Annotated in this window: 11 protein-coding genes; 7 read left to right on the plus strand and 4 right to left on the minus strand. The window is 58.9% G+C overall.

Annotated features, from left to right (window positions below; all coding sequences use genetic code 11):
• Window positions 1-10: 10 nt before the first annotated feature.
• Both CO676_RS22510 and CO676_RS22515 read left to right on the plus strand, forming a co-directional pair.
• Window positions 11-1,276 carry a sulfotransferase gene (locus CO676_RS22510; protein ID WP_097522757.1) on the plus strand — a complete coding sequence of 422 codons (1,266 nt, stop codon included), beginning with the start codon at window positions 11-13 and terminating at the stop codon, window positions 1,274-1,276.
• A 278-nt stretch (window positions 1,277-1,554) separates the two neighbouring features.
• Window positions 1,555-2,658, plus strand: a complete 1,104-nt coding sequence (locus CO676_RS22515; RefSeq protein ID WP_046118802.1) for an ionic transporter y4hA — start codon at window positions 1,555-1,557, stop codon at window positions 2,656-2,658.
• Window positions 2,659-3,186: 528 nt separating this feature from the next.
• On the opposite strand, the gene CO676_RS22520 is transcribed toward CO676_RS22515, so the two are convergent.
• Together CO676_RS22520 and CO676_RS22525 are read right to left on the minus strand one after the other, a co-directional pair.
• Window positions 3,187-4,812, minus strand: coding sequence for an NEL-type E3 ubiquitin ligase domain-containing protein (locus tag CO676_RS22520; protein WP_097522713.1), 1,626 nt, complete (start codon window positions 4,810-4,812; stop codon window positions 3,187-3,189).
• A 513-nt stretch (window positions 4,813-5,325) separates the two neighbouring features.
• Complete coding sequence (locus CO676_RS22525) at window positions 5,326-6,504, minus strand: ROK family transcriptional regulator (RefSeq protein ID WP_097522714.1); 1,179 nt, start codon at window positions 6,502-6,504, stop codon at window positions 5,326-5,328.
• 121 nt (window positions 6,505-6,625) lie between these two features.
• Between CO676_RS22525 and CO676_RS22530 the strand changes: the two genes are divergently transcribed.
• The 5 genes from CO676_RS22530 to CO676_RS22550 are packed head-to-tail and all read left to right on the plus strand — an operon-like array spanning window position 6,626 to window position 12,051.
• Window positions 6,626-7,627 (plus strand): extracellular solute-binding protein, encoded by a 1,002-nt coding sequence (locus CO676_RS22530; protein WP_046118783.1) that lies wholly within the window; start codon window positions 6,626-6,628, stop codon window positions 7,625-7,627.
• Between the two features lie 37 nt (window positions 7,628-7,664).
• Window positions 7,665-8,663: an ABC transporter ATP-binding protein gene (locus CO676_RS22535; protein WP_179875596.1), complete on the plus strand. Its 999-nt coding sequence runs from the start codon at window positions 7,665-7,667 to the stop codon at window positions 8,661-8,663.
• The gene (locus tag CO676_RS22540) at window positions 8,660-10,369 is read left to right on the plus strand and encodes an ABC transporter permease subunit (RefSeq protein ID WP_046118785.1); all 1,710 of its coding nucleotides are present in this window, start codon (window positions 8,660-8,662) and stop codon (window positions 10,367-10,369) included. The genes CO676_RS22535 and CO676_RS22540 overlap by 4 nt, the downstream gene beginning before the upstream one ends.
• A 12-nt stretch (window positions 10,370-10,381) precedes the next feature.
• Window positions 10,382-11,305 (plus strand): sugar phosphate isomerase/epimerase family protein, encoded by a 924-nt coding sequence (locus tag CO676_RS22545; protein ID WP_046118803.1) that lies wholly within the window; start codon window positions 10,382-10,384, stop codon window positions 11,303-11,305.
• Complete coding sequence (locus CO676_RS22550; protein ID WP_144340178.1) at window positions 11,302-12,051, plus strand: inositol monophosphatase family protein; 750 nt, start codon at window positions 11,302-11,304, stop codon at window positions 12,049-12,051. The genes CO676_RS22545 and CO676_RS22550 overlap by 4 nt, the downstream gene beginning before the upstream one ends.
• Before the next feature lie 881 nt (window positions 12,052-12,932).
• On the opposite strand, the gene CO676_RS22555 is transcribed toward CO676_RS22550, so the two are convergent.
• Both CO676_RS22555 and CO676_RS22560 read right to left on the minus strand, forming a co-directional pair.
• Window positions 12,933-14,009 carry a hypothetical protein gene (locus tag CO676_RS22555; RefSeq protein WP_097522715.1) on the minus strand — a complete coding sequence of 359 codons (1,077 nt, stop codon included), beginning with the start codon at window positions 14,007-14,009 and terminating at the stop codon, window positions 12,933-12,935.
• A gap of 33 nt (window positions 14,010-14,042) precedes the next feature.
• On the minus strand, window positions 14,043-15,170 hold the full coding sequence (locus CO676_RS22560; protein WP_097522759.1) for a glycerophosphodiester phosphodiesterase family protein: 1,128 nt from the start codon (window positions 15,168-15,170) through the stop codon (window positions 14,043-14,045).
• Window positions 15,171-15,378 lie beyond the last annotated feature (208 nt).

A 15,378-nucleotide genomic window follows, 5' to 3' on the forward strand; every position in this document is an offset into this window, starting at 1 on the left:
GTCGGAACTCATGAGCCGCGATGTCAGCCATTTCCCTGCGGTCTGTTTTCTCCTCGGCGTTCCCCGCTCGGGGACCACGCTGCTGGCGCATTTGCTCCAGCAGCATCCGGATATCACAGCGCCGCCTGAGCCTTGGCTAATGTTGGCACTCGAGGCATTTGGTAGAGTGGACCGCCGTCATGCGGCAGGGGCATCACTGATCCAGGCTGCGACCCACGAGTTCTTGGGACGAATAGATCACATTAGCGTCAGCCGAGCTTTTGCCGATGCCGCTTACTCTCAATATTTAGCAGCAGCGGGCAAGCGCACGTTGATCGACAAGACTCCGCGGTACTGGATGGTGCTCGATTATTTGCATTCCCTGTACCCAGAAGCACCACATATCCTTCTATTGCGTAATCCTTATGCGATTGCGGCATCACTGAAATCGACGTGGGGCATTCCGTTTGTTTCAGAAAGATGCCCACCGACCAGTGTATCCTGTCTCGCCGACCTCGTAATCGGCACGCCTACTGCGGCTGTCGCGTTGGCTCTCGCCGATCTCGTGCTGGGCCTACCCGCGCTCGCGGCGCAGCGCGGGCGCCCGCATACGCAAACTGTACATTATGAACACCTGGTTGAGCGCCCAGACGAGGAAATCCGGCGTGTGATCGCTGCGCTTGGCTACGATCCAAGTGGCATTATAGTTCCAGCAGTTGAGCAAACGGAATATCTTAGGCTAAGTAGCTTCGGGGATCGGAGGCTCCTGAAGAAAAAGGCTGTCGACAACCGCTCAGTCGAAACTTGGCGAACCGAACTGACCATCGAAGAGATGCAAACAGTAACCGATCTAGTCGGCGCCGAGCTATTGGTGGAACTCGGTTACGAGCAGTCACTTCAGCACGCAAAAGACGCTGGGATCGTGGACAGGGGCAAAGCGGTAACGGAACGATACCGCCAGGTATTTCGAACTTGGTGGGACTTGCGTCGTGGCGAGGCAGACGGCATTCCCGCCGGTGCGAGTGAGTGCAACAGCATCTTTCGGCAAGCTGAAGAGAACACCCCCATTGGCTCCAACTCCTCCACATATGGAGAGGCGCAACGTCTACCCCAGCTCAAAATAGCTGAAAACCTGCAGCTGGCCACATCAATGGTGGCTCAGCTAAAACAGGCGCTCATGGCTTCCGAGGACGACCGAGCCACACAGCTTGAAGCCATTCGCAACCGTGATGCAACGATCGAGGCGTTGCGACGCGAGGTCGTGCGCCTTGAGCAGAGCCTCGCAAAGGAGACCTGAACTTTCGAGACGGGCTGGGGAGCATAGCTCCGTACACCTTCAAGTACACCACAGCTTTGACGTGCCTAATCACATGAAAGGCGCTTCTCACGGCAGGCAGAGCCTGCTTCTTGCACCTGCCGCGAGGGCGGTTGACGCCACACCCAAGGGCTCGTCCTGCGTCTTGCTAGATCTGGCGAACCTCGCCCGGTTCTCCGAAGCCTTGGTTCGGTACGCCGATTGCCGCGGCAAGGAACCTCGCATACTCGTCACCAAGGAATGGAAACATGAAATCTAGATTGCAGGATAGCTCCGCACATGTCCCGCTGTGGTCTTGGATCGTTCCGCTATTCGGTTGCGTCATCGCGGCTATGACACTGGCGCACGTGCTGCCGGAACGATCCGTCGTACTTCTGTTGATGTCGGCCGGCTTGCTCGCGGGTGCGGTCTTTGCGTCCGTGCATCACGCCGAAATTCTTGCCGCTCGAGTGGGCCAACCTTCTGGAGCGATCCTCCTCGCCGTTTGCGTGACAATCATCGAAGTGGCGATCATCGTTTCTTTAATGCTGTCCGGCGCGGAGGGAAACGAAGTGGTCGCGAGAGATACGGTCTTTGCCGCCGTGATGATCGTGCTCAATGGCGTCATCGGCCTTTGTCTCGTGCTTGGCGGCCGACGCCATCGCGAGCAGTCGTTCCAGTTGGATGCCGCGTCGGCGGCACTGGCGGTACTAGGCACACTCGCGACACTGTCTCTCGTCTTGCCGAATTTCGTCACCGCAGGAAAACCACAGCAGTTCGCTGTGACACAGCTCGTCGTCATAGGACTTGTGTCTGTGGCCCTCTACGGTGTGTTTCTATTCGTTCAGACCGTTCGCCATCGCGACTATTTCATCGATGTTGTAGCCGCTGACGAAGACGCCATTTCGCCTCCGGCTACATATGAGACGCCGTGTAATCCGCTAGCGGCCGGAGGCTTGCTTGTGCTGGCCCTCATTGCAGTCGTCCTATTGGCAAAGCTACTTTCCTCTCCGCTCGACAGCGCCGTCGCGGCGCTGGGACTGCCACAAGCCGTAGTGGGCGTGACTATCGCGGGGGTGGTTTTGCTGCCAGAGGGGATAGCCTCTGTCAAGGCGGCACTAATGAATCGTCTTCAAAATAGTGTCAACCTCGTACTCGGATCTGCGCTTGCGAGCATTGGGATGACAATCCCGGTGGTAGCTGCCATATCTGTCGCGCTTGGCCGAGATCTTGCTTTGGGTCTCGCGCCACAGAACCTCATTATGCTGATCCTGACGCTGTTCGTCGGTACGATCACCCTGGGAACGGGCAGAACGACCGTGCTACAGGGCGCCGTTCATCTGGCGATATTCACGGTATTTCTCTTGCTTTCGGCCATTCCGTGAAAATTCCAGCAGCAGCGTTCTGCGGCATTTCAGCACGCGCGTCGATCGCGATGAGCGACCAAGCGTCCTACAGATCAGCCTGCCCATCTTCGGCGTCGCTCATGCCTTCGAGCAGTGCGAATTAAGCAAGTTTTTTGCTAACCTTCTCTGTGGCATAACGGTAGCCTAATAGGCATAGATGCTATGCCTTCTATGCCTCACAGTAGTGCTGTGTGGGTCGTTTGGCGCTTTCTCGGTCCAGGCGATAGGAGGCCGGCGAGCGAGGCGATGCCGCGGGCCAATGGCGGGCGCCAGAAAACGACGATGGTTCGAGCTGTCCATTTGAAAAAACGCATGCCGTTACGCGCGCAACAACGGCAATTGCCGTTCCGGCCAGAACGGCTTTGGTGGCTTCCCAGGCGCACCAATTCACCGTTTGCTTGGCGGCGGTGCTGCCAGGCAGGCATAACTCTCATCTCCGATCGCGCAATCACCGCGGCGACGGCCGAGGGGAAACAGCGACTGACAGTCCTCGCATGAGCGGCCGCTTCACAGCCCAACACCGCGATCCCGGAGTACCGTGTCCATTAAATCGCCTTTGATCTCGCGGGCGATCTCGTTGCGGATCTCAGCTCCGAGCACCCGCTCGGCATCGGCATCGCCTGCCAGGCCATGCTCGGCGAGCCTTTGATGCAGGCGGATGACGAACTCCTCTCCCATCGCATCGATGAGCTGCTCCTGCATCGCTGCATGACTTTCGGGGGCGATGCGCTTCACCACTCTTTCCCAAGGTTGCCAGCCCGTTGCCACATAGTCCCTGAATCCCGTCGCCTCCAGTTCCCGCACCGACCTCGCGGCCCTGGCAATGTCGTCCTCGGTAACGTGAGAGATGTTCAAGAAGCGCATGTCTGGGGCGACGTGCCGCAGTTCCAGGGTGTCGCGCAGCCGTGTCTGGTAGGCAAGATAGACCTCGATTTCGTCGATGTCCGGATTGGTACGTCGAAGCGAGTTGACCGTCTCGCGCGCGATCCCGTCCAGCGCCTCCAAACGGAACATGACACGGCCGTGCTGGAGCAGTTGGTGGAGCGACCCGTCATAGACCCCGTCCTCTACATCAGCGTTCAGACGTGCAGTCTGCATTCCATTCCAGGCCAAAGTGATGCGATCCTCGCAGGTATCGCTAGCTCCGGAAGCCTGTTCAAAATACTGTGCGCGCAATTGCGGCCTGGCCGCTGCCTGCCGCAGATCTATGGCCACCGCTTGGCGGAACGCATCATTGCCATAGTTCACGGTGGTACTGAGCCGGTCGAGGAAATGTGCATAATCCCGGGCACCTTGCTCGTCGGTGAAGCCCTGCCAAGCGGCCACCGTCTCCGAATCCCCCTCGAGCCAGTCCGCGACCACCTCGTGCAAGGGCCGCGGGTCCAATTCCACCGATCCCATAGGCAAAAAGATCTGCGGGCCGGCATAACCCGCGGCATGCATGGCTGTCGCCAGGTTTGTCTGTACCCAATGCGGTATCGGATTATTTTCCAGATCAACGATAGACCAGCGGCCTAGCTGCGTCAGCAGGCTTTCAGGCACGCTGGTCAGTTGATTGTCTCTGGCGCCCAGCCATATAAGCTCGGGGGGAATCATCTCGGGCAGGCGGGTTAGCTGGTTGTGGGCAGCACCCAGCCACTCGAGCGCGGCCGGGAGAGGCTCGGGGAGATTGGTCAGCTGGTTGTTTTCGACGTTCAGCCTCTCTAGCCCGGCAGGAAGGTCGGGCAGGCGGGTCAGCTGGTTGCCGCTGGCCTCCAGCTCCAGAAGCGTTCTCGGAAGGGTGTCTGGCAGATCCGTTAGCTGGTTGTTGTTGACGTTCAGGCGCCGGAGCCCGGTCACGAGGGGGACGGACAAGGCGGTCAGGGATAGGGACGACAGATCCAGCGGCTCATCGATATCGCCCGCCTCCCGCCAAGCCCTCGTTCGACTTACCGCCTCTTGCCGAGGACCTTCCCCTGGCCGCTCTTCGGCGGTCGGGGCCACGACCTGGCGCTGCGAGGCGGCGGCGGACGCTACCGCCACCGTAGACGCTTCGACCCAACGTGCGGCGGCCGGAGACACTGGTTCTGAACTTTCTGATTCGGAATTCTCGAAAGGAGTGCCGGCGCCAAGCCCGGGCCGTTGTACATTCATCGATATTGTCTCCTCGGTAACGATATGGAGGATTGCGCCGAGTGCTTTGGGAAACCCAGTAGCTCTCAGAATCGACGGTGATCACCGACCAATGCCGAAGCAGGCAATGGAGGGCGGCTGCAAAATCCCAGAAGCGCCGAATCCTCTACAAGACTTAGCTGTCAATGAACTGACGATTTTCGGAAAGGTCATAATGCGCCGATGGAACCCCATCGTGGTCCTGACTTTTTGGAGTGTAGCATTTTAGAGATGCTCCACACGGTAAGACGTGCGCCAGCCGTCGCCTGTTGGAATGCTGCTCAAAGGTCACTCCAGGGGAATCACCTGCCGGCGCCGATTGGTCTGACGATGAGAATATCCGCAGCTCGGACATACGCCCCCTGCTCAAGGGGCGGTATCTGCAAGTGGTCTCGACATGTTTTGCGCGGGATTTCCTGACAAGTTGGCCTCATGTGCACAAGCTTCCGGCTGCACAGCTGGGGCTGTGATGGCGTTGCGTGTTCCGACACGGAACTATGGAGCGGGAGTCCGAGGAACAGGTCGTCTACCGTTCAGATAGGCGCTTCCACCATTGGCGACGGCACCCGTAAAAAATGCCCTGAAGAACGGAACACAGCCGGCACCAACGGCGCCGGCGCGAATGCCAAGTCGAGATACCGAAACCGGAGCGGTCGGCAGACCTCGCGATGGTCCTTCAATCGGCTCAGACAGGATCGTTTCAACAAGCCTTTTATTCAGATCGCCGGGTAACCGCCCACCTACGACAATACGAGCCGGATCGAAAAATGCTGTTGCGACACGGACGGTTTGCCGAAGCTGCGCGCCAGCGCGCGTGATCCATTCGATCACGGTCGAGCGAGCGGCCGGAGGCATCGCGCCCATGTCCTCGAAATCTCGAAGATGGAAACCAGCCTTCTTCAGGTTCGCGAGAAGGTCTTGCCCGGACGGCCGAGGATGGTCGTAGGGATAGAGGACACCCGGCAAGCAGGCATTGCCGTGCGCACCCCCATACGGTTTGCCGTCGATCACTGCGCCGCCGCCGACGCCATGACCGATGTGGATAAAGAAAAGGGGATCATCAACGACGTTTTCACTTGCGAACACATATTCGCCGAGTGCCGCTGCAGTCCCGTCGTTCTCGACATAGCATGGGACATCGAAAGCCTCCTGGAATGCTTCGATTGCACGACCGTCTTCGAACGCTGGAAAGAAGGGATGCGCTTTCAACAGGTTTAAGGCAGTGCCGAAGTTTCCAGGGACGGAAACGCCAATGCCAAGCAAATCGCTCTTCAGAATCGACAACTCGGTAAGCATTTCATCAACGGCAGCTTGAGCTGCTTCCGCTACCTCTTCCGGCCTGCCGGTTTGCACCTCCACGCTTCTCGTGGCCACAATCGAGCCGCTGAGATCGATGACGACCACTTCCATGCGGGTGACCGAAAAGGTCACGCCGGCGGCAAAAAAACGCCGCGCCTGCAGCTGCAACAGCCGGCGGGGTTGGCCTTGCGCGCCGCTTCGATCCGGTTCCTCCGTAATCAGACCTACATCGAGCAGGCTCGCAATCAAGCGCGTCACAGTGGCGCCGGTCATCCCGGACAGCTGCGCCAATTCGATGCGAGCCACTCCCCTGTTCTTAAAAATCAGCTCGACGAGCCGTCGTTCGTTGAGCGAGAGTTCGAGAGTTGCAGGCATGAGAAGTCCGCTATCGCAAGGTCGACGAAAGCTATTGCAAAGAAAACTAATTTACGCAATGTAATTAAAATGACGCAGAGCCCGCGTAAGAGGAGCGCGTCGCTCGAACGGGGAGAATACCATGAAGCTATCGACTGCATTCGCGTCCGCCGCCATTCTCGTGACTGCGGCATGTCCAGCGCTGGCCGACGCTTTGACCATCTACAGCCCCCAAGGCGGTGAGCGCGGCCAATGGATTGCTGAACAGGCCAAGGCCGCGGGACATGACATCAAATTATTGAACGCGGGCGGCGGCGAGCTTTACGATCGCCTGATCGCCGAGGAGAACAACCCGCAAGCCGACGTCGTTCTCGGCATGGTCGACACGTCCATGGCCCTGCTGAAGAAGGAAGGTCTCTTCCAGCCCTATTCTCCGTCCTGGGCGAAGAGCCTTCCGGCGCAATATAAGGACGCGGAAGGCATGGTCCACAAGTTTTGGCAGACGCCGATCGTGCTCGCCTATTACCCGGATCGTCTGCCGGAGGGAGAAGCGCCGAAAAGCTGGCTGGACCTGACGAAGGATGATTATGCGGGCAAGTATGTCATAGGTCCCACGGCGGCCCAGACGACGCGCATGTATCTAGCGGGCATCCTCGTCCGCTTCCTCAACGCCAATGGCGAGGTATCCAATGATGGATGGGATTTCCTGAGCAGGTTCTATGCGCAGGGCGTCATCGCCAATGACGCGGATTCGCAGCTCGAAGCCTTCAAGGCCAGCCGCGCTTCCATCGATCTGAACTGGCTCGGGGGCGCCTTCGAGCGCGCAACCGACCTTGGTGCGACAGTCCAGGTGATCGACACCGACGGCGGAACGCCGGTGATTTCCGAAGGCGTGGGGATCATGGCCGGCACAGATCAGCTCGATAACGCCAAGGCCTTCGTTGAGTGGTGGGGATCGGCGGAAGTGATGGCCGCCTACGCCGCCAGGTTCGGCCAGGTGCCCGTCCTGCCGGAGGCGCTCGCCAAGTCGCCGCCCGCCGTTCAGGAGAACGCCAGGCTCGTGAAGGCACAGCCGATCGATTGGGATGCCGTCGCACCAAAACTCGACGGGTGGCTGCAGAAGATAGAGCTGGAAATCCGGTAGCCGGCGGTTGGATGTGATACGGATCGGAGGTCCTGCCGTGGCTGACAACGTTCTGTCTCTTACAAATCTCGACGTCGGTTTCCCGGGCTTGGCCGTTCTCCGTGGCCTCGACCTCAACGTCGCCGATGGGGCCTTCGTGTCGCTTCTCGGGCCGTCAGGAAGCGGAAAGTCCACCGTGCTGCGTACCATTGCCGGATTGCTCCCAGCTCTGGGCGGGAGGATTGTCCTTGAGGGGCAGGAGATTACCGCCCTGCCCCCCGAGCGCCGCAACGTCGGCATCGTTTTTCAGAACTACGCGCTGTTTCCGACGATGTCGGCCTTCGAAAACATCGCTTTTGCCCTGCGCGTGGCAAAGAAGCCAAGGGCGGAGATTAAAAGACGCGTGCAAGAGGTCGCCGAGATGGCCGCCATCTCCGACCAGCTCGACAAGAAGCCGGCGAACATGTCGGGCGGCCAGCAACAGCGTGTCGCCATTGCTCGTGCGCTCGTGACCGGCTCGCGCGTTCTGCTCTTCGACGAGCCGCTGTCGAACCTCGACGCCAAGGTCCGCGCCTCGATGCGCAAGGAAATTAAGCGTCTTCAGTCGGAGCTCGGCTTTACCGCCATCTTCGTCACGCACGACCAGGAGGACGCGCTGACCATGTCCGACCTCATCGTGGTGCTCAATCGTGGCAAGATCGAGCAGATCGGCGATGGTCGAACCCTCTACCGCAAACCGGCAACGCCGTTCATATGCGAGTTCATCGGCGTTTCCAACGAGCTCGCTCCGCCGTTAGCGGCACGCCTCTTGGGGCGCGATGTGAAAGGCCGCAGCTTCCTGCGCCATGAAGACGTCGTGCTTGGGGCAGCTTCCGGGATTCCGGCGAAAGTGAACCACGTCGAATTCCTCGGAGCTCATAGCCGCATCGATCTCGAGGTGGAGGGCCATGGTCTTTCGGCGATGCTGATCGGCGACCAACTTCCTGAACCCGGCAGCACCGTCTCGCTCGGAGTTCGCCCCGGCGCTGCGCATGTGTTCCAGGAGGTGACCGGATGAGCCGATCCACCCGCCTGGACCATGTTTTTTACTGGTTCGGCTTGATCGTGATTGCCTGGGCCGTGCTGACCTTCCTTCTCGTTCCGATGCTTGCCGCATTGCAGGCCGCATTGTTCAGACACGGCGGTCTGGCCATGTTTGATGCGGTATCGGAACTCGGACGCTCTCGCCGCGTCCGCGCAGCGCTCTGGAACACGGTTTGGATGACGGCGGCGACCACCGTCACCGTCACGATCGTCGGTATGTTCCAGGTGGCGGTGCTCGAATATTTTCGCGTGCGTGGCAGTGGCTTCCTGAAAATGGCCTTCTCCACGCCGCTGGTCTTTGGCGGCGTCGCTGCGGCTGCCGGCTACAACTTCACCTATGGTCCGAGCGGCGCTATCACCGCCGGCTTGACGACGCTCTTCCCGTCGCTGCCGCGCGATTGGTTCATCGGCTGGTTGGGCGTTCTCTTCGCCCACACCTTTCTGATGACCAGCTTCCACTTCCTGTTTCTGCGCGCCGCCATGCGCCGCGTCGACTATTCGACGATCGAGGCGGCCCGCAGCATGGGAGCCTCGGAAGCGACGATCCTGCGGCGCGTCGTCCTGCCGGTCATCCTGCCCACCGTGCTCGCGGTCACGCTGCTCACGCTGATTACGGCGATGGGCTCCTTTGCCGCGCCCCAGGTGCTGGGCGGCCGGGACTTCCACATGCTGAGCCAGATGGTCCTGACGCTGAACAGCCTGCGCAGGCCCGACATGGCGGCGCTGCTGGCGCTGTTGATGGGATTGGTGCTCATGGGTCTGATCCTGCTGTCGCAGTATTTCGAGGCCAAGGGCGCCTATACGGCCGGGGCAAAGACGACGACTCGCATCCGGTTGCGGGCGATACGCAATCCGCTTGCCCGTATCGTGGTGACCGCCCTCGCCTATCTGCTGGCGGCGATCTACCTGGTGCCGGTCGCGCTCATTGTGCTGTTCTCCTTCGCCCCGGCTTCGAGCATCGGCATTGACGTCCTGCCATCCAGCTTCACGCTGGCAAACTACGCTCGGGTGCTGGGCGGAGGCGCGGCCTTTGTCCCCTTCTTCAATTCGATGGTGATGAGCTCGATCGCGGTTGCTGTCGGCCTCGCAATCACTTTGTTCGCCGTGCCGATCATGGTGCGCAAGCGCAGCTGGCTGACGCGAGGCCTGGATATCTGCTTCGTCCTGCCCTGGATCATCCCCACCATGCTGCTTGCGGTGGGACTGATCGTTGCTTTCGATGCGCCCAATCCGCTCGTCGGCAATCTCGTTCTGCTCGGCAGCTATTGGCTTCTGCCGATCGGCTACGTCATCTTCAGCCTGCCGCTCATGGTCCGCTTCATGCGCTCGGCCTTCATCGGGATCGATCCGGCCTTCGACGAAGCGGCCCGGGCAATGGGTGCCTCGAGGCCATATCGCTTCCGCCGTGTTGTCCTGCCGCTCGTGGCGCCGACCGCCATCCTGGTCGCCGGCATGAAGTTCAACAATCTGCTGGCGGAATACCCGCTCTCGGCCTTCCTTTACAACGTCAACAACAAGCCTCTGCCGATCGCCATCGTCGATGGCGCCGTTTCGGCCGACCCCGACCAGGCCGCCGTCAGCCTCGTCTACGTCACCCTGATCATGGCCTTCTCGCTGGCCGTCATCCTCATCGCCGAGCGCCTGAGCCTCGGCCGCACCCCGGAATCGAGCAACCTCTGAATGGACACTGAAATGGATACTTGCATCACCGTCTGGCACTGGCCCATGCATGAACGCTGGTACGACGAGGGCATCCGCCACTCCCTCGACCTGATCCGCGAGGCCGGCTTTACGCATATCAACTGGAACCCGGATTCCGGCAGCTCCTATATGCTTGCCGACGCGGAAATCGAGTTCACTCGCCGCATCGTTGCGGAGGCGGGCCTGAAAACACACTCCGTTCATGCCAGCAACGGCGTCAATCCGGTGAGCGAGCTCGCCCATGCCGGACCTGCCCCATTCGCACACGAGACACGCAAGAACATCCTTTCTCGCCACGATTGGCAGCGTCAAAGCGGAGTGGAGCTTCTGAAAAATCGTATCGATCTCGCTGCGGCCCTCGGCGCCCCGAATGTCGTGCTCCACGTCGACATCACCAACGACACGTTCCGCAGCGTTGAAAACGAGAACCTGTTGTTCGAGCCCCTGTTCCGATCCTTCGACGACGTCGAGGCCCATTGCCTCGAACGCAACGTGCAGATCGCGGTCGAAACCCTGGTCAAGGCAAATGCGGAAAATTACCTCAAGCTCTATGCCCGCCTCTTTAGCCGCTACAGTTCCGACTTCGTTGGCGTCTGCTACGACAGCGGCCATTGGGAACTGATCGAGCCCGGCAAGCTGTCGGTGCTGGAGCACCATGGCGATCGGCTGATCGCCACGCATATTCACGACAACTTCGGCGCAAAGGACGACCATCTGCTGCCATTCGACGGCAGGCTCGACTGGGATGCGATCACAAACGCCATTGCGGCAACAAAGTACAGGACGCCCCTGAACTTCGAGACGCCGATGGACCGCTACGTGCTGTCGGAGTCGTCCTACTATCAGCGGGCACACGCTATCGCTCTCAGGCTTGAAGAGATGGTTGCATCGGCGCGGGATCGGGCGGCAAATTGACAAGCGAGCTCGACACTCGGCTGGATCTGCTTCGGAACGTCACCGGCAAGGTTGGAGCCTTTGCGCTGGCCCGGTTTCGCAGTCTTCCCCACATTGCCATTGAGACGAAGGGTGAGGCCGACTACGTCAGCGCAGCCGATCGTGAGGCCGAAAGTCTCGCCCGCAGGCTGATTCACGCCCAGTTCCCCGCCGACGCGATCGTCGGCGAGGAACAGCTTGGCGATGCCGAAGATGACCATTGGTTGATCGATCCGATCGATGGGACCGCGAATTTCCTGTCGGGCATACCGTTCTGGGCGGTCTCGATCGCTTATGTCCGCAACAGGGAGCCGGTCCTTGGCGCTGTTGCGCTACCGGGACTCGATACTCTGTTGTGGGCTTCGGTGGACGGTCAGCTCAACACACAGGGATCTCTTCCGCCGCTTGTCGGGACGCGGCCACTCGCATTTGGCATCGGCCGCAACCGGACGTGGGCGATTGCACATCGGCTGGAAAGCGAGGCTGCGCTTGAAGCGCAGGGTTACCATGTAGTCTGTCTGGGAAGCTGTGCTGCTTCGCTTGCGATGGTCTCGGCCGGTCGGCTTGCCGGCTATCTCGAGCATGGCACCAATCTCTGGGACTGCGCTGCGGGGCATGTGTTGTGCCGCGCTGCAGGCGTCTCCTCGGCCATTCACCGACAGGCGAATGGGAAGGTGACCGTCATTGCCTCCCAGCCCGCAGCATCTGAGAGGGGCGGCCAAAGCTGATGCGATCGGTATCTGCAAAACATATCTTCGCCCTCGTGGGCAGTTCGAAATTCCCACAGTGCAGATCGACGCGCGTCTTGGGTCCGTTTTGGTCCGTTGCCAGAAAGAACAAATGAGGTGATTTCGTTGCGGTTTGGCAAGCGGGGTCTTGCAGCTGCCGCCACGGTGGCGACCGTTGGTTCAGCGAGTCGCCGTTCTGCTCTACACCATCGGCGTTGCAATCTATGCTGGACTGGAACCAGATGTCGGCGCCGAAGGACTTTCGTCGACCTATGAGGTTGAGTGGCTCTCCTCGAGGATGCGGACTTTCGGCCCGCCTGGAACATGGTGCTCTATTGCGCGACCCTTCCCTCATAGACTACCCGCCAAGATGCTGATCAGTGACGCAGTGGTCTGGTGGTGGACTATCAGGGCGCCGCAGCACCGGTTTCCGTACAGTACACGAACGCGATATCGGCGCAGATACGGGGGATTTCGTGTGCGGCTTCTTACCTGACCCTGAATCGCCACGTTGGCGACAGGTCGGGCACCTTAAACTGAGCGCTGGTGCCGTGGTCCGGAACTGGGGCGGGCGGTTTCGGATCAGTCGGTGACTGGTTTTCCCATCTATGTTTAGCGCGAGATACCGCAACTGGCCCGATAATAGATCCGTCCCGCCGTAAGCTGCATTGTGCTGACGTTGGGGAGCCTTATAATTAGTCACCGCGTCCTCAGCTTAGCAACTGGTCGAGCGTCCGACCGCCAAGCCTGAATGATCGAGGAGATCATCGATGAGCTTATGCGGTCTGGCCTGAAGTTTGCTCGTCGCTGATTGATCTTCTCGCCTTGAAGATCTTTTCAACCGTTGTTGAGGCAAGGCCAAAGTCTTGCTTGCTTACGACCTAGCGATTGATATTGGTGCTGATCCTGTCTTGAGCGACAGAGTTCATGTTCGGTGGCGGATTGCCAGGACTACCTGTACCGCAGGGAGTACTAATTCGGCCGGATAGATACTGGCCGCTATTGCAGGGCAGCATGTTCACGTCGAGAAAATAACTTCCCTTCAGAGAGTTCTGGTAAGCTACAACTTCCTTCATCGACAAGGGCGCTGAGAATATCGTCGCTCCCTCAAATCCGGGCAATGCCTCTATCGGCTCGGGCGTCGGCGGGGTTTGTCCGGGCGCACCAGCAGCGCCAATAAGCCATGGCCCGACCGATCCGAAAGTGACGGACTTCGGCCGGTCGGTCGGCGTACCAGTGTCGAAGGGAAAATGCGGAAAGCCACCGTCAAGCACCGCCTCATCCCACTGGTAAGCGGTAAACGCCAGAAAATAGGTATACGGCGCGAAACGGTCGATGCGAACCTTTCCGTCTGGAGTGAAGGTATAATAGATCCACTCGGTTCCGGAGAAGTCGCCTGTTGGTCCCAGGAGATTCATATCCCACGGCTTCTGCCAATATGCGGTTTGCGCCATGTTGCCTTGAAGCAAACTTTTGGCAAAAGACCACTTTTGCCCACTTAAGCTGGGCTGGGCGCCCAAGGCGAATGACAAGTAAGCGCCGTTGGAATCGGAACTCAATAGCGACAGCGTGCTACCGCCATTGGGAACGGTATTATCGCGGGTCTTTTCGACCAGAAGGATCGTAAAACCCGTGGCCGGGCTGATCGATGCGATCTCCCTTGTCTCGATTGACGAGTTCGGCGGAAAGTTGAATGAAGTCTTATCCGTATAGAAGTCAAATGCCTGCTTCGTATTATCAGGCACTGGATAATCCGCCTTCGCCGCAGAGTCGTGTATATATAGCTTTGGATAGTTACCGAAAACAGGCACGACCTTGGGGGTGAGTGTCTGAGACACTTTTACCGACGCGCTCTTCAAGCAGTCAGCCTGATTGGCGCATGCACCAGCTTGGCTTGCGCCACCAACAAAACACGCCATTATAGAGAATGGTAGAGCGATTGTTTTTCCAGTTTTCATTGGAAGACTCCTCCTTAGGCGGTAGGTCTTACCTTAGCGGCTCAGATTGCTGGTGTTGCGGTGCCCTAACTGGCGCAGCATGTCGGCAACCACATCGGGCCAGTCAGTGGTGATCAGATTCGTACGATTGACGATCGCCATTTCCGGATCGCCGCGATAGTCCGGCACGATACCTCCGGGAGCGGCCGATGTTGGATCGGTGTTGTGCTCGAAGCAACATTTTCCCGCGCTGTTGGCGACGCCCTCCGGATAATAGTTACTTTCATGATAGGTGGCGAAGCCCTGCCTTTGATCGATATAGTCGAGATACGCCTGAAGACCGTCACCCTTGTAGAATTGGTTCATTTCAAACTGAACGGGGAACGGCGCGACATTCCACTGATCGTAGATCGTATCCTGGTGAGGATCATCGTTGGAATCCTTAACGTTCTTGTCGTCCGGGTTTTCAACTATAACCAACCCGCCTATGACATTGGGATCGTAGGTGGTCCGATTCAGAAACGTGCCAATATCCACCGCATCCTTGGCTTTCAGCTTGAATACCACAGCCTTGCTCAACTGCCGGTTCTTTTTGGCCGCGAGGATGTCAAGGCAACGCTGCGTGAGTTCGATGGGATCAGTGGGATCCTGATCATCCACCGCCCCTTTCGCATCGACGATCATCACATAACCATGCCCATCATCGGTGACGTATTGGGCGAGCAGATCAAGCGCCGCGGAAAACGTCAGGAACTTGGCCTTGCGCCCTTGCGAGTCCTTGAACACGCGCCCATGGCGGTCGCGTAGATCGGCTAGCTGTACTTGCGAATAGTTCTGATTGTACAACAAGCCGGTTCCAGTAGACTCCCGTTCAAGCCTGTAATCGTGAGATAGAATGACTTCCTTGTCGGCAGTAAAGCGGGCATCGACCTCCACGATTTCAATCTGTGAATTCCAGGCATCTTGCAAGGCGTAAGCTGAGTTCTCGGGATATACCTCCCAAGATCCGCGATGCGCGGATAGTAGAACCAAGTCCTGGTCAGGTTTTGGCAATCTAAACATGTTTCTCGTGATAGCGCCGACCAGATATGATGAAGGGTTCACTGGAAGCACCGCCTCTGCCCTGACATTCGACGAACAACACAAGGCAAAAATCGACGTAGAAATCAATGTTACTCGCATGTTCAATCCCCGATGAAAATAATTTGATACGCCTGTCACGCTCTCATCACGAACGTCTGCCAATCCACCGAAGATGTGCCGCTGCCGTCCGCTGTCAACAAAACCCTCCGAGCAAGTTGCGTGCCGGATTGGCGCGCCCCCTTCGCCGCACCACTGTCGGCGCCGGCCGCCAGCGAAATCCCTGGCCTGCCACCAACATTCTTGTCCG

The organism is Sinorhizobium sp. BJ1 (assembly GCF_002531555.1).
Taxonomy (GTDB): domain Bacteria; phylum Pseudomonadota; class Alphaproteobacteria; order Rhizobiales; family Rhizobiaceae; genus Sinorhizobium; species Sinorhizobium fredii_B.

Bases quoted from the DNA above. Each gene is read 5' to 3' on its own strand.
- CO676_RS22545 (WP_046118803.1), top strand. From the start codon at position 10,382: ATGGATACTTGCATCACCGTCTGGCACTGGCCCATGCATGAACGCTGG.
- CO676_RS22560 (WP_097522759.1), bottom strand. From the start codon at position 15,170: ATGCGAGTAACATTGATTTCTACGTCGATTTTTGCCTTGTGTTGTTCG.
- CO676_RS22530 (WP_046118783.1), top strand. From the start codon at position 6,626: ATGAAGCTATCGACTGCATTCGCGTCCGCCGCCATTCTCGTGACTGCG.
- CO676_RS22525 (WP_097522714.1), bottom strand. From the start codon at position 6,504: ATGCCTGCAACTCTCGAACTCTCGCTCAACGAACGACGGCTCGTCGAG.
- CO676_RS22510 (WP_097522757.1), top strand. From the start codon at position 11: ATGAGCCGCGATGTCAGCCATTTCCCTGCGGTCTGTTTTCTCCTCGGC.
- CO676_RS22555 (WP_097522715.1), bottom strand. From the start codon at position 14,009: ATGAAAACTGGAAAAACAATCGCTCTACCATTCTCTATAATGGCGTGT.
- CO676_RS22520 (WP_097522713.1), bottom strand. From the start codon at position 4,812: ATGAATGTACAACGGCCCGGGCTTGGCGCCGGCACTCCTTTCGAGAAT.
- CO676_RS22540 (WP_046118785.1), top strand. From the start codon at position 8,660: ATGAGCCGATCCACCCGCCTGGACCATGTTTTTTACTGGTTCGGCTTG.